The organism is Bacillus cereus group sp. N14, from assembly GCF_016483555.1.
GTDB classification, from domain to species: domain Bacteria; phylum Bacillota; class Bacilli; order Bacillales; family Bacillaceae_G; genus Bacillus_A; species Bacillus_A wiedmannii.
The window spans coordinates 379,339-394,618 of sequence record NZ_JAEHBQ010000002.1 but is presented as its reverse complement, the minus strand read 5'-3'; the positions used below and the strand labels follow the sequence as shown (position 1 = coordinate 394,618).

Below are 15,280 nucleotides of genomic sequence, written 5' to 3'. Positions count from 1 at the left end.
TCCTCCATTTCCTCAAAGAAACCTCACTTGAAAAAAGTGAGGTTTCTTTTCATACAATATGCCCATCTAACCAAGAAATCAAATCTTGAAATACTTCATCTCTATTTACTTCGTGGAACATTTCATGTCTTCCATTTTCATATAAACGAAGTGTTACATCTTTCACGCCGCATTTTTTATAATTTTCATATACTTCTTTTACACCTTTCCCCATATCCCCAACAGGATCACGATCTCCTGAAAAAATATGTATTGGAAGATTTTTCGGTGTTTTCTTAAACTCTTCTAGTTTATTTACTTCTAATACACCGGAAAACAATTCGCGATAAAAGCTTGTTGTACAAATAAATCCACATAACGGATCCGCAATATATTTATCAACTTGATTATTATCTGAAGATAACCAATCAAATTTCGTACGATTTGGCTTAAAGTGTGAGTTGAAATTTCCGAAAGATAAAAAGTTTAGCATCGGACTTTTCGTTTTTGCCCCGCGTAGTTTCATCTCGATTGTCGCTACTTTATGACCAATGACTCCTAAGAATCCCGGGTTCCCACCAGTTCCTGAAATAAGGAATCCATCATATAATCCACCTTTAAGTTGTACAGCACGTCTTGATAAAAAAGAACCCATACTATGTCCAAGTAAAAACAACGGGCATGTCTGCTCTTTTCTTATCGTTTCTGATACAAAAATAACATCAGACACAGCCTCATTCCAACCTACATTTGGTTCAAAATGACCATAATCTTCTTCTCTTTTCACTGTTTTCCCATGACCTTTATGATCATGCGCATAAACACCATACCCTGCTTCTAATAAAGCAGCAATAAAGTCTGTATAAACACCTGCATGTTCTGTCATACCATGTGCAATTTGAATAATCCCTCGCGGATCTCCTTCTGGTAACCACTTACGCAAATAAATTTCCGATCCATCCAATGCCGTAACGAAACTTTCCTGTACGTTCATTTCGTCAGCCCCCAACTCTATTATGTATATCAAAAAATGAATATCCATTCATTATACTTATTATGTATTATATGCAATTGCCTTCATTATGACAAATGCCCCACTTTTCCAATTAGCTCTTAAACTAATATATTGACGAACAGAAAATAAAATTATATAGTTACTTACATAAAGTAATTATTATATTTTTGGGAGGTTTCTATTATGATGCCATCATTATTTTTAGCACACGGATCACCGATGCTTGCTATTCAAGATACAGACTATACAAGGTTTTTAAAAACACTTGGCGAAACATACAAACCGAAAGCAATTGTTATTTTCACCGCTCACTGGGAAAGCGAAGTATTAACGATTTCTTCATCAGATAACGAATATGAAACAATTTATGATTTTGGAGGTTTTCCTCCTGAGTTATACGAAATCAAATATCGTGCGAAAGGCTCTTCTAACATTGCATCTATGTTAGAAACAAAATTTAAAAACAAAGGTATTCCAGTCCATCATAATATGACGAGAGGTTTAGATCATGGCTCATGGTCACTCTTGCACCGTATGTATCCAGAAGCAACTATTCCTGTCGTCCAAATATCAGTCAATCCATTCCTTCCTGCAAAAGAACAATTTGAAATTGGTGAAGCACTAAAAGGACTTGGACAAGAAGATATTTTAGTAATCGGTAGCGGTGTTACCGTTCATAACTTACGAGCTTTAAAATGGAATCAGACTACACCCGAACAATGGGCAATTGAATTTGATGATTGGATTGTTAAACATATGCAGACTACTGATAAAGATGCATTATTTAATTGGGAGAACAATGCCCCTCATGCACAATTAGCAGTACCAAGAGCAGAGCATTTTGTTCCTTTATTTATCGCTATGGGAAGTGGTGAAAATAACGGTGAAGTCATTCACCGCAGTTACGAGCTTGGTACATTAAGCTATCTTTGTCTCCAATTTTAAAGAAAAGGATGAAGCAATCATTGCTTCATCCTTTTTCTTTTTCATTCACTTAGTTAACTAACTTCCAAATGTCGTTTCTCTGATACTTCTTCGTTCTTATTATGAAAATAAACCCAAATGCACGCAATAAATAATAGTGATGAAGTAGAGAAGAAAACATATTGGAAGCCTGCATGAGCTGCAATTTGTCCACCAAGTACTGGTCCAATCATATTTCCTAAAAACTGAAACGATTGATTATACCCAAATATTCTTCCCGTTACATGGGTTGGTGTATGTTGTTTTAGTAGAGTTTGTACGGAAGGTAATAGTCCTGCTTGTGCGATACCTAATAAAAAGCGAAGAATTAATAGTTGCCAAGCTGAGGTTACAAATGCTTGCGGAATAAAAATAATTCCTGCCGCAAATAATGCCACAACTAACGTTTTTTGAGGTCCAATACGATCTGATAATCTCCCTAACTTAGGAGCTGCCATAATAATAGCTAAACCTGTCGCAGACATGACTGCGCCTGCAATCATTTCAATATGAGCTGTTCCTGGGCCTTCTAAATTCTTTACATACAATGTAATAATAGGTTGAATTGACATGTTCGCAAGTTGAATAATAAATGTTGTTACAAACAAACTAATAATTAAATGCTTTGCTGGAACCATTGTCCATACTTTTTTCGGTTGTACTTTTTTTGCTTGAGCGAAGTGATTCTCTTCATGTAGGAAGAAAAAAACGATGAGAAAAGAAAGGAATAAAAAAGCTCCTGTAACAAGAAAAACATGGCGCATTCCAATTAACTCAGACAAGTATCCTCCAAGTAACGGGCCAAGTAAAGAACCGCTCACGCCCCCAGTTGAAATTGTGGAAATTGCCCAACCTGAATGCTCTTTCGGAGTTTCTGCTGCAATAAATGTCATCGCCGTTGAAAGGAAACCAGATACTGCTCCCATCAAAAATCTTAGTGCGACTAGTTGATACACATCCGTTACAAACCCCATAAGCGTCATAATAATCGCCATACCAAGGCTCGCACGAATAAGCATCAATTTCCGTCCATGTATATCACCAAGCTTTCCCCATATTGGTGATACGATCGCACCCATTAAAAATGTTACACCAAATGCAAGTCCCGACCACTGTGCAATACTAGAAGTGCCAGTCACACCTAATTCCTCAATATAAAAAGATAAAAAAGGAATTACTAAGCTCATACCGGCTGCAGTGGTAAAACAACCTAGCCAACAAATCATCAAATTTCGTTTCCAGCTGGCCATTTTCACACCTTCTTTCTTTAGATACCCATTCTACACCCTTTTATATAAAAAGTTTAGTAATTTGCTTTATTTGTAAGATTTACTACAAAACCCGCTATTTTCTAGTAAAAATCACTACAATCCCACATTTTTTTCATAATAAAACCAACTCCACCTAAATGAAGTTGGTTAATAATCCATTATCGGTATTAAACGCGCATTACAACATCGCTCATAAAACTCAACCGGACCTGCTTGTCCAATAATTGCGTATTCATATCCATCTTGCTTCATACTATGTAAACAGCGATGTAACAATTGCCTCCCTACACCTTTCACACGATTTTGTTTTGCTGTACCCATTGGACCAAACAATCCTTTCTTTCCTCTCACTACATCATAACAAGCAAAACCTACTATCACTTCTTCTCTTTCTGCTATGTAAATAGGTACATTTTCTTTATATGTACGAAATCCATATTCTATTGAACGTAACCAACGTTCACCAAATTCCTCATTAACAAAACTTGCTAATTTTTCAAAATCAGAAAGGTTAGCCTTTCTAATAGTACAAGGTATATCTTCATAAGTAGGAACAAAACATTTTAGATCAACCGCTAAATCTCTTGGCTCAGCTATAATACGTAATATATCTTTTTGTATTTGTGCATTTCCAATAAACGTATCCGCGCGAAATAGTGCATCTATAACATGCCCTTCATTTATTATTACTTGCCGAAAACGCTCCATACGTTTCTTCGCTATTTGTAAAATTTCTAGCACCTTATAAGATACCTTATATTGTCCTATTTTTTCATACTCTTGATCCGTCAAATCATCTTGTTTTCGTAATGAAAGTTTTTCTAAAAAATCCGTACCCACGTTACGAAACAAATACATATGCAACTCGCTACATACTCCCGTACCTTCTTTACACATGCCGATAAACAGATGAGTTGGTTGAATAATGTTACTTTCTGCCTCTTCTGCTGCAATATGCATTATGTTATGAACACGTTTCGTAAATTGAAATTCCTCCATATGTATCTCCACCCCCTATTACTTTACTATTAAACCGTAACCGTAAATAAGTGAAACAATTATACCAACTACCAATATACCTGGCAGTAAATTTGCCACCTTAATTTTAATAATACCAAGTAAATTCAATCCAATAGCGGCTATCATAATACCACCTGTCGCTGTCATTTCCACTATAAATTGATTCATTAATTCTTTCGGGACCAAACTATTAATTTGTGTTGCAAAAACCGCAATACCTCCTTCGTATAAAATAACTGGAATCGCCGAAAATACTACACCAATCCCTAAAGTTGTCGTTAATATAATAGAAATAAACCCATCGATAATCGCCTTTGTAAATAAAATATCATGATTTCCGCGAATACCACTGTCGAGTGCACCAAGTATCCCCATCGCACCAATTGCAAAAATAAGTGTAGCTGTTACAAAACCTTCTGAAATGCTCCCTTTCCCTTTCGATCCAACTTTATTTTCTAGCCAATCTCCTAACAGTTTTAACTTTCCCTCTAGTTGTAGCCACTCCCCAATTACGGTACCAATCACTAAACTTAAAATGACAACAAGAAAATTTTCACTTTTCAATGCCATTTGAAGTCCAAGTACAGTAACTGCTAAACCGATTGCATGCATAATTGTTCCCTTCATACTCTCTGGAATCCTACTAAATAATTTACCTAGTAAAGTACCAAATATAATACAAACCCCATTTACAACTGCTCCTAATATAACCATTTCTTATTCTTCACCCTTCGAATTCTTTATTTCTATATTTTGGTTTATTCATTGATTTACAGGTTACCTATATGTTAACTTAATATTAAGAATATTAACAAATGTTTTCCACTACATAAGCCGCAATTTTTTGTAGCTATACATAAAATGAAACTTTAATTAGCGCGAGTTTTACTGCCCACTAATTGCGGGATAAACTCAAAAGGGAAGGTATTTATGAAAACTTTACTAAAACGATTTCTGTTAATAGCCTTTTGCATTACACCAATTGTTGTATTAATTAACTACTCTTTTACTTCAAAGGCGAAAGACAAACCCGATTTGCAAAATAAATCTAGTAAAACCGCTTCAAAAATTGAAAAGAAAATAGAAGACCCGGAAATTACCCTCACCTTCTCTGGTGATACAATGTTCGATTGGCAATTACGTCCGGTCATTGAAAAAAACGGAGCTGATTATCCATTCCAACATGTAAAAGAAGAAATAACAAAAGCTGATATTTCTTTCGTTAATTTAGAGTCGGCATTTACAACGAGAGAAAAGAAAACTCCTGGACAACTGTTTTGGATTAAAAGTGATCCATCCACGCTTCAAGCCATTAAAAATACTGGATATGACATCGTAAATATCGGGAATAACCATACACTTGATTACGGGCAAGAGGGATTATTAGACACAATCTCTCATGTGGAAAAATTAAAGTTCCCTTACATTGGAGCCGGAAAAAATGCAAAAGATGCATATACCGCACGAGAAATGACCGTAAAAGGGAAAAAGTTCAAATTTCTTTCCTTCGTTCGATTTATGCCTGATACGAATTGGGTAGCTGGTGACAATAAACCTGGTGTTGCGAACGGATATGATTTAAATCTTGTAACAAAAACAATTAAAGAGCAAAAGAAAGATGCAGACTATTTAATCGTCTATATGCATTGGGGCGTTGAAAAATCAAATCGTCCGGTAGAATACCAAAAACAATATGTACCTAAAATGGTTGAAGCAGGAGCTGACGCGATTGTCGGGAGTCACCCGCATTGGTTACAAGGATTTGAGTATTATAATAAAGTTCCTATCGCTTATTCATTAGGTAACTTTTTATTCCCAAGTTATGTGAATGGGAAAAGCGCCGAAACTGGCGTATTAACTTTAACTTTTAAAGGAAAGGATGTCCAAATGTCATTCAACCCTTACATCATTCGCAACAACCAAGTTTCCCCTGTAAATGAGGAAGAAAAGAAAAAAGCTCTACAATATTTACAAACAATTTCAACTGATGTAGAAATTGATGATACAGGGAACATAAAAAACAAACGGAACTAGACAACGCAAGATCTATTTCTCTGTAACATACTTTACAGAATAGGTGATGAACATGCTGAAAGACTTATTAGAAAATGTAAGTTTGTTAGAGAATATTTATAAAATATCTATAGCCGTTCTACTTTTATGTTCATTTTTTTCTGTTAGACTTCTAAAAAAAATAAAACGTGAACGAAAGCTTACTACCTTTGAATTTACTATGTATGTAATCATTCGTATTGCGATACTCTTTTGGTTATCTAGCTTTATCCTTCTTGAATATGGAAAATATATAGTTTAATTATAAAAAGATAGATACAAGCAGCATTTCCGCTGTTTGCATCTATCTTTTTTATTTCTGGTACAACTGTATGTTACCTCTTTCCTTTTATTAAATAAGTAAATCAAACAAAATAGGATTTTTATTAAGCTCCATAAATTGAATATTATTTTCTTTAAAACGAGTAATTAGTTGCTCATAATCCTCTTTATGTTTTAACTCTACTCCGACTAGTGCTGGGCCATTTTCTTTATTATGTTTCTTAATATACTCAAAGCGCGTAATATCATCTTCTGGCCCTAATCCCTTATCAAGAAACTCTCTTAGTGCACCTGAACGCTGCGGGAATTCAATGATAAAATAATGCTTTAACCCTTCGTAAATGAGAGAACGTTCTTTCATCTCTTGCATTCTATCAATATCGTTATTTCCACCACTTAGCGTACATACAACTGTTTTACCTTTTATTTCATCTCTATATAAATCAAGCGCTGCAATAGATAGTGCACCAGCCGGTTCAGCTACAATTGCATTTTTCTTATACAGTTCTAAAATCGTCGTACAAACCTTTCCTTCTGGTACTAAAACAATATCATCAATTACATCTCTACAAGTTTCAAACGTTAACTTCCCTACCTTTTTAACAGCTGCCCCATCCACAAAACTATCAATCTTTTCTAATGCAACATTTTCATTTTGAAGAAAAGCTTCTTTCATAGATGCAGCTCCCATGGGTTCTACACCAATGATCTTTGTAGCAGGACTAACACCTTTAACATATGTACCAACACCTGATGCTAACCCACCACCTCCAATTGCTGTAAAGATATAATCAACTGGTTTCTCCAGATCATGCATAATTTCAACTGCCACTGTTCCTTGACCAGCAATAACATACGGATCATCGAACGGATGAACGAAAGTCATTCTATTTTCCTCACAATAGCGCTGTGCTTCTTGGAACGAGCTATCAAATGTATCACCAACTAATACAATTCCCGCAAAATCACCACCGAAAAATTGTACTTGCGATACTTTTTGTTTAGGTGTCGTTGTTGGCATAAAGATTTTTGACGGAATCTTCAATAAATTACACGTATAAGCAACTCCTTGTGCATGATTACCAGCACTTGCACAAACAACACCGTTTTGTAATTGTTCTTTCGATAAACTTTGAATTAAATTGTACGCACCACGAATTTTGAAAGAGCGAATTAATTGTAAGTCTTCTCGTTTTACATAAACGGCACAATCATATTTCTCAGATAAAACTGTATCACGTTGTAACGGTGTTTTAATAACGATATCTTTCATGCAATTATGTGCCATTAAGATATCTTCAATTTTCACTCTCTCCTTTACCTTTTGCACCATTTCATATCATCCTTATCTCTTTTAAATTGGCTCAATCAAAATCCGGGATTTTTAGAACTGCACCTGTATTCGCCGATGTTACCATCTGCGCATAACGTCCAAGCCAGCCAATTTTCACTTTCGGTTCTGGTCGTTTCCATTCTTTTTTACGCTTATCTAATTCTTCATCACTAACTCTTACTTCTAACAATCTTTCCTCAACATCGATACAAACGATATCCCCTTGCTTGAGAAGTGCAATCGTTCCGCCCGCAGCTGCTTCTGGCGAAATATGCCCTACCGAAATACCACGTGAAGCTCCAGAAAAACGTCCATCCGTTAATAGCGCAACATCTGCACCTAATCCCATACCTGCAATCGCTGAGGTTGGTGCTAACATTTCCGGCATACCAGGGCCACCTCTCGGTCCTTCATAACGAATAACAACTACATCGCCTTTCTTAACTTTCCCAAGCATAATGCCCGCAAGCGCCTCATCTTGTGAATTAAAAATAACGCAAGGTCCTTCAAATCGTTTTACTTCGGTTGCCCCACTTTTAATAACTGCCCCATCTTTCGCAAGATTTCCTTTTAATATACGTAATCCCCCTTCTTCACTATGAGGGTTTTCGAGAGAATGAATAACTTCCTTATCTTTAATCTCTGCATGAGCAATGTTTTCTCTTAATGTTTGCCCAGTAGCAGTAATACGGTCTAAATGAAGCACCCCTTCTTTTCGGCTCATCTCTTTCAAAATTGCACTAATTCCGCCTGCTCGATCAATATCCTCCATATGCCAATTGGAGGCAGGACTTACTTTACATAAATGTGGTACACGTCTTGAAACGGCATCAATGCGGTTCATATCGTAATCTAAACCCGCTTCTTGTGCGAGCGCTAACGTGTGCAACACTGTATTTGTTGAACCGCCCATCGCCATATCAAGCGCGAACGCATCATCAATTGCTTCTTCCGTTACAATGTCTCTTGGTTTAATATCTCTTTCAATTAAAATCTTTAATTTCTCTGCTGCTTGTTTAATTAATTCTTCACGTCTTGGATCAATAGCTAAAATACTTCCGTTACCAGGAAGAGCTAAACCTAATACTTCACATAAACAGTTCATAGAGTTTGCTGTAAACATACCGGAACAAGAACCACAAGATGGACAGCCATGATCTTCAATATCCTTTAATTCTTCTTCTGAAATTTTACCAGATTGATAAGCTCCTACACCTTCGAAAACAGAACTTAAATCGACAACGTCTCCTTTTGACGTTTTTCCAGCCGCCATCGGACCACCTGAAACAAAAACAGTTGGAATGTTAATACGAAGTGCAGCCATCATCATACCAGGTGTAATTTTGTCACAGTTTGGAATACAAATCATGCCATCAAACCAATGTGCATTTACAACTGTTTCCACTGAATCTGCAATGATTTCACGACTCGGAAGCGAATAACGCATACCGATATGCCCCATCGCAATTCCGTCATCTACTCCAATTGTATTAAATTCAAATGGAACCATACCTGCTGCACGCACTGCTTCTTTAACAAGTTTTCCAAACTCATTTAAGTGCTTATGACCTGGAATAATTTCAATAAAAGAATTACAGATAGCTATAAACGGTTTATCAAAATCTTCATCTTTCAAACCAGTTGCTTTTAATAAACTACGGTGCGGCGCTTTATCAAAACCTTTTTTAATCATGTCACTTCTCATCTTGTCAAATCCCCTCTTACGTATTTTTCACTTACAATCTCTTACTCTATTTCTTTACTAATTCTTTCGGTGCATGAACCCAGCTCATCATTTCACGAAGCTCTGCCCCTACTTTTTCTAACTGATGATTTTGCTCTGCTTTTTTCATCGCATTATACGTTGGACGCCCTGCTTGATTTTCTAAAATCCATTTCTTTGCGAATTCACCTTGCTGAATTTCTGTAAGAACACGTTTCATTTCTTTCTTCGTTTCATCTGTAACAATTCTCGATCCTGTTACATAATCTCCGAACTCAGCCGTATCTGAAATAGAATGGCGCATATTTGTTAAACCACCTTCGTACATTAAATCAACAATTAACTTTAATTCATGCAAACATTCAAAGTATGCAATTTCAGGACGATATCCACCTTCTGTTAATGTTTCAAAACCAGCTTTCACAAGTGCAGTTACCCCGCCGCAAAGCACCGCTTGCTCACCAAACAAATCTGTTTCTGTTTCTTCTTGAAATGTCGTTTCAATTACACCTGCACGTGTACAACCGACACCTTTTGCATACGCAAGTGCTGCACTTAATGCTGTGCCTGTTGCATCTTGATGTACTGCGACTAATGCCGGAACACCATTCCCTTCTTGGAATACACGGCGAACGAGATGACCTGGACTTTTTGGCGCAACCATTGCTACATCTACGTAACTTGGCGGATTAATTTGTCCGAAGTGAATATTAAATCCATGTGAGAAAAGTAACATTTGTCCTTCACGGAGATTCTCTTCTACTTCTGCTTTATACACATGTGCTTGCTGTTCATCCGGTAATAGCATTTGTACAACTTGTGCGGTTCGAACCGCTTCTGAAACAGACATTACTTCAAACCCATCTGCTTTTGCTACTTCAAAAGACTTACCAGGTCGAACACCGACTACAACTTCCACACCAGAATCACGTAAATTTTGCGCCTGCGCATGACCTTGAGATCCATAACCAATTACCGCAACTGTTTTCCCTTGTAATAACTCTACATTTGCATCTTTTTCATAATACGTTTTCATATTCCATACACTCCTTATAATTTATTTACTTGCAGTACATCAATTAATTTTTTCAACTGACCAACAAGTAATGTCGCTTCATTTTCAGTACAAACTGCTGTGAGTTTCATTTCAGAAACACCACTAGTATCTCTTTCGTTTAAATGTAAAGAAGAAATATAATAACCACGCCGAGCAAAAATTCCACTTATACGTAATAAGACGCTTGGCTCGTTATGAATAACGAGTGAAAAAGTATGACTCATTCTTCCCACCTCTTCATAATCATTTCGTTATTCCCTTTGTTTGGCGGAACCATCGGAAATACGTTTTCACCTTCTTCTACACAAAAATCAACTACGACAGGACCTTCGTGAGCAAATGCTTCTAACATCACTTGTTTCGCCTCTGTTGAATTTGTTGCCCTTAATCCCTTCACTCCATAAGCTTCTGCCACTTTCACAAAATCTGGCGATCCAATTTTCGACTCTGATAAACGATTTTCATAAAACATCTCTTGCCATTGCCTTACCATCCCTAAAAATTTGTTATTTATAATAAATACTTTTACAGGAATATTATTTTCAGCAATTGTTTGCAGTTCTTGAATGTTCATTTGAAAAGAAGCATCGCCTGCAATACAAATGACGAGTTCTTCTTCTTTTGCAAGCTGAGCACCAACTGCCGCCGGGAAACCAAATCCCATCGTTCCTAGTCCGCCAGATGTGAGAAAAGTCCGTGGATTTTTCGCTTTATAAAAATGCGCAGCCCACATTTGATGCTGTCCTACTTCTGTCGTAACAATTGCTTCACCATTCGTTAATTCACTTACTAGGCTAATAACATGCTGTGGCTTTAGCTCACTTTCTGTTTGATTATAGGAAAGAGGGTATTCTTCTTTCCATTCCTCGATTTTCGTAAGCCATTCTTTCGTTTGTGTATCAATCGGCATATGTAACAACATGTGTAACGCTTTTTTTACATCTCCAACAACCGGATACTCCACAGTTACATTTTTATGAAACTCCGAAGGATCGATATCAATATGTACCTTTTTCGAATGCGGAGAAAAGAGTTCTAATTTTCCAGTTACACGATCATCGAAGCGAACGCCTAACGCAAGTAATAAATCACATTCTGTTACTGCCATATTCGCAGCGTACGTTCCATGCATGCCGAGCATCCCTAAAAATAACGAATCTCCCGGCGGATATGCACCAAGTCCCATTAAAGTGGAAACGACAGGAATACGATTCTCCCTCGCAAACTGAATGAGTTCATCAGATCCACCCGAATGAATGACCCCTCCTCCAATATAAAGAAGTGGGCGTTTAGCTTTTGAAATTTCTTTAGCCACCTCTCTAAGCTTCATACTGTCTGGCATAGGCTCTATTTTGTATCCTGGAATCTCAATTACTTCATTATAAAAACTTGTTACCTTTTCATTTTGAACATCTTTTGGAATATCAATTAATACTGGTCCTGGGCGCCCGCTTTCGGCGATATAAAAAGCTTCTTGTACAATACGTGATAAATGATTCACATCACGAACTTGATAATTATGCTTCGTAACGGGTACTGTAATCCCGACAACATCCGCTTCTTGAAATCCGTCTTTTCCAATGAGAGGTGTTGCAACTTGCCCTGTAATGACAACTAAAGGAATCGAATCCATATAAGCATCTGCTAAACCCGTAACTAAATTTGTCGCCCCTGGTCCAGAGGTAGCAAGGACTACCCCGACCTTTCCAGAAGCTCTCGCATATCCTTCTGCTGCATGAATAGCAGCTTGTTCATGACGAGTTAAAACGTGCTTCAAACCACTTCCGTATAACGCATCGTATACTGGCAAAATTGCTCCGCCTGGATAACCGAAAACAGTCGTTACACCTAATTTTTTCAAGCATTGAATAACGTGTCCGGCACCTGTTACTTCTTCACACTGTAATTTCTCACATGCTGTATACTGCTGCTCCATTTTAATTAACTCCTCTCCCTACCTACAGTAAGCTTTCCGCCAGTCCTGGAACACGTACTCCTCTTTCTCTCGTTAACTTTTGAAATTCCTCTGTCAATTGTTTCGTTATACTTCCTGGCTTCCCATCTCCAATCTCTCTTGAATCAACTTTTACAACTGGAATCAACTCCGCTGCCGTTCCCGTTAAAAACACTTCATCTGCTACATATACGTCATGGCGAGTAAATGGTCTTTCCTCACACCGAATATTAAGTCGCTCACATAGCTCGATAACACTATTTCTCGTAATACCTTCTAGCGCCCCTAAATAAGAAGGAGGTGTTAACACTTTTCCATCTTTCACAATGAAAACATTATCTCCAGATCCTTCACAAACATATCCTTGTTGATTTAACATAAGTGCCTCTAGCACTCCTGCTTGTGCGGCTTCAATTTTTACAAGTACGTTATTTAAGTAGTTCATTGACTTAATACGTGGATCTAATGCATCTGGCGTATTACGTCTCGATGCAACAGATACAACGCTTAGTCCATTATCATAAAATTCCTGTGGGAATAATTTTAATTGTTCTGCAATGATAATAACGCTCGGTTTCACACAACTTCTCGGATCGAGCCCTAAGTCACCTTTTCCTCTTGAAACAATTAATCGAATGTAGGCATCCGCATACTCATTTTTTTGCAACGTTTGTAAAACTGCTTCTTCCATTTCGTCAACTGTAAGCGGGATCGTAAGTAAAATAGATTTTGCCGATTCATATAATCGTTTTACATGTTCTTTTAAACAAAATACATTTCCACCGTAACTACGAATCCCTTCAAATACACCATCTCCGTATAAAAAACCGTGATCATATACTGAAACAACTGCCTTTTCTTTTTCTACAAATTCCCCATTCATATAAATGTACTGGTTTCCCATCTCACATCGCTCCTCTTTTTTCTCTCTATTTTTGCAATCTATTTCTATATCGATTGCTGAGATGAGTAATTTCAACAGAATATTCAGTATATAAACCTTAAAAATATACTCGTCTCAACAATCGATTACATACATACTTGTAGCAATCCATTGCTGAGACGAGGGAATCGTGGTACCACTCAGCTTCCTTATACTTCTCACGAAATATAAGCTCTGCAAGTCCAATTAGACTTTTTGTTTTTCTATCGGAAACAACTCCGCTACTTTTTACTAGTTTTCAAAAGTAGTGCTCCGAGGTGATCTTCAATGATGAAATTGTTACCACCCTCACAGCTTCTGGGCAGCTCTCTGAAACGATTTTCATCATTTACTCTCCTCTTCTACGCATTATCGTATTCTATTTTTAAAATAAAAACTCTCGCCTCAGCAATCAACTACTACAATTTAGTAGCTTTGATTGCTGAGGCGAGAGTTTCGCGGTACCACTCAGCTTCCTTATACTTCTCGCGAAATATAAGCTTTGTAGGTCCAATTAGACCCCCGTCCTTTTACCGGAGACGATGCCGTCGCCCTCTACTCAGTTTCCCTTTCGCAAGCGATGCTCCGAGGTGATCTTCAATGATTCGATTGTTACTACTCTCACAGCCTAGGAGCAGCTCTCTGAAACGATCATAACCATCTACTTTCCTCTTCTTTGCATATGCAACATATAAAGTTAGAAAATTCTTAATTAACTTTTATTTGTTAAACGTATTATAGGACGTTGTTCTTTTCATTGTCAACATGTTTTTCCAAAAAAATAAAATTCAATCAATTCAAGAGAAGTCTATTTATTTTTTCTCAAAACAAAATTGGAATGAACTTCTTACACATACTCATATATTACTTAAGTATGTTCGCATTACTACATAAAGAAAAACAACTTAATAACATATAAAATTTTTTGAGGAGATGAGAAAACTATGTTAAAAGGAAAAGTGGCATTAGTTACAGGAGCAAGCCGAGGAATTGGACGTGCTATTGCAAAACGTTTAGCAAACGACGGTGCATTAGTTGCTATTCATTACGGAAATCGAAAAGAAGATGCTGAAGAAACTGTTTATGAAATTCAATCAAATGGCGGATCTGCTTTTTCTATCGGTGCAAACCTTGAATCTTTACATGGTGTAGAAACCCTTTATAGTTCTTTAGATAGCGAATTACAAAAAAGAACTGGTAGTACTAAATTTGATATTTTAATAAACAACGCTGGAATTGGTCCTGGTGCTTTTATTGAAGAAACGACTGAACAATTTTTTGATAGAATGGTTTCAGTTAATGCAAAAGCACCATTCTTTATCATCCAACAAGCTCTATCTCGTTTACGTGACAATAGCCGAATTATTAATATTTCATCCGCTGCCACTCGTATTTCTTTACCTGATTTCGTTGCATATAGTATGACGAAAGGCGCTATTAATACAATGACTTTCACACTAGCAAAACAGCTCGGAGCACGAGGAATAACAGTGAATGCAATACTTCCTGGATTTATTAAAACAGATATGAATGCGGAACTCTTGAGCGACCCAATGATGAAACAGTACGCTACTACCATTTCCGCTTTTAATCGCTTAGGTGAAGTAGAAGATATTGCCGATACCGCGGCATTTCTCGCTTCTTCAGACAGCCGCTGGGTTACTGGACAATTAATTGATGTTAGCGGAGGATCTTGTTTGTAATTTCTT

At 37.0% G+C, this 15,280-nt stretch carries 14 protein-coding genes and 2 other annotated features; of the genes, 4 read left to right on the top strand and 10 right to left on the bottom strand.

Annotated features, from left to right (window positions below):
• Positions 1 to 49: 49 nt before the first annotated feature.
• Positions 50 to 973, bottom strand: a complete 924-nt coding sequence (locus JDS82_RS05410) for an alpha/beta hydrolase (protein WP_071743289.1) — start codon at positions 971 to 973, stop codon at positions 50 to 52.
• Between the two features lie 204 nt (positions 974 to 1,177).
• Here JDS82_RS05410 and JDS82_RS05405 point away from each other — a divergent pair, with 204 nt between their 5' ends.
• Positions 1,178 to 1,939, top strand: coding sequence for a DODA-type extradiol aromatic ring-opening family dioxygenase (locus JDS82_RS05405; protein WP_071743292.1), 762 nt, complete (start codon positions 1,178 to 1,180; stop codon positions 1,937 to 1,939).
• Between the two features lie 53 nt (positions 1,940 to 1,992).
• On the opposite strand, the gene JDS82_RS05400 is transcribed toward JDS82_RS05405, so the two are convergent.
• The 3 genes from JDS82_RS05400 to JDS82_RS05390 form a co-directional block, all read right to left on the bottom strand.
• Positions 1,993 to 3,207, bottom strand: a complete 1,215-nt coding sequence (locus tag JDS82_RS05400) for a multidrug efflux MFS transporter (RefSeq protein WP_071743294.1) — start codon at positions 3,205 to 3,207, stop codon at positions 1,993 to 1,995.
• 168 nt (positions 3,208 to 3,375) lie between these two features.
• Entirely contained in the window at positions 3,376 to 4,227 is an 852-nt protein-coding gene (locus JDS82_RS05395; RefSeq protein WP_199712834.1) for a GNAT family N-acetyltransferase, read from the bottom strand.
• Between the two features lie 18 nt (positions 4,228 to 4,245).
• Positions 4,246 to 4,962, bottom strand: a complete 717-nt coding sequence (locus JDS82_RS05390; protein ID WP_098057718.1) for a DUF554 domain-containing protein — start codon at positions 4,960 to 4,962, stop codon at positions 4,246 to 4,248.
• A 216-nt stretch (positions 4,963 to 5,178) separates the two neighbouring features.
• Here JDS82_RS05390 and JDS82_RS05385 point away from each other — a divergent pair, with 216 nt between their 5' ends.
• Both JDS82_RS05385 and JDS82_RS05380 read left to right on the top strand, forming a co-directional pair.
• The gene (locus JDS82_RS05385) at positions 5,179 to 6,282 is read left to right on the top strand and encodes a CapA family protein (protein WP_199712833.1); all 1,104 of its coding nucleotides are present in this window, start codon (positions 5,179 to 5,181) and stop codon (positions 6,280 to 6,282) included.
• A gap of 52 nt (positions 6,283 to 6,334) precedes the next feature.
• Positions 6,335 to 6,562, top strand: a complete 228-nt coding sequence (locus tag JDS82_RS05380) for a hypothetical protein (protein ID WP_199712832.1) — start codon at positions 6,335 to 6,337, stop codon at positions 6,560 to 6,562.
• Between the two features lie 90 nt (positions 6,563 to 6,652).
• Here the strand turns inward: JDS82_RS05380 and ilvA are convergent, their stop codons facing one another.
• From ilvA to ilvE, 6 genes are read right to left on the bottom strand one after another with little or no spacing between them, the layout of a single operon-like run.
• Positions 6,653 to 7,915 (bottom strand): threonine ammonia-lyase IlvA, encoded by a 1,263-nt coding sequence (gene ilvA / locus JDS82_RS05375; RefSeq protein WP_199712831.1) that lies wholly within the window; start codon positions 7,913 to 7,915, stop codon positions 6,653 to 6,655.
• A gap of 31 nt (positions 7,916 to 7,946) precedes the next feature.
• On the bottom strand, positions 7,947 to 9,620 hold the full coding sequence (ilvD, locus tag JDS82_RS05370; protein ID WP_064056723.1) for a dihydroxy-acid dehydratase: 1,674 nt from the start codon (positions 9,618 to 9,620) through the stop codon (positions 7,947 to 7,949).
• Between the two features lie 46 nt (positions 9,621 to 9,666).
• The gene (gene ilvC, locus JDS82_RS05365) at positions 9,667 to 10,674 is read right to left on the bottom strand and encodes a ketol-acid reductoisomerase (RefSeq protein WP_199712830.1); all 1,008 of its coding nucleotides are present in this window, start codon (positions 10,672 to 10,674) and stop codon (positions 9,667 to 9,669) included.
• 14 nt (positions 10,675 to 10,688) lie between these two features.
• On the bottom strand, positions 10,689 to 10,919 hold the full coding sequence (locus JDS82_RS05360) for an ACT domain-containing protein (RefSeq protein ID WP_000019914.1): 231 nt from the start codon (positions 10,917 to 10,919) through the stop codon (positions 10,689 to 10,691).
• Entirely contained in the window at positions 10,916 to 12,631 is a 1,716-nt protein-coding gene (ilvB, locus tag JDS82_RS05355) for an acetolactate synthase large subunit (protein ID WP_199712829.1), read from the bottom strand. The genes JDS82_RS05360 and ilvB overlap by 4 nt, the downstream gene beginning before the upstream one ends.
• A 22-nt stretch (positions 12,632 to 12,653) precedes the next feature.
• Entirely contained in the window at positions 12,654 to 13,553 is a 900-nt protein-coding gene (ilvE, locus tag JDS82_RS05350) for a branched-chain-amino-acid transaminase (RefSeq protein WP_199712828.1), read from the bottom strand.
• Between the two features lie 151 nt (positions 13,554 to 13,704).
• Positions 13,705 to 13,945: a binding site (T-box leader), on the bottom strand.
• Positions 13,946 to 14,011: 66 nt separating this feature from the next.
• Positions 14,012 to 14,257 (bottom strand) — a binding site (T-box leader).
• 258 nt (positions 14,258 to 14,515) lie between these two features.
• Here ilvE and JDS82_RS05345 point away from each other — a divergent pair.
• Entirely contained in the window at positions 14,516 to 15,274 is a 759-nt protein-coding gene (locus JDS82_RS05345) for an SDR family oxidoreductase (RefSeq protein ID WP_088057882.1), read from the top strand.
• Positions 15,275 to 15,280 lie beyond the last annotated feature (6 nt).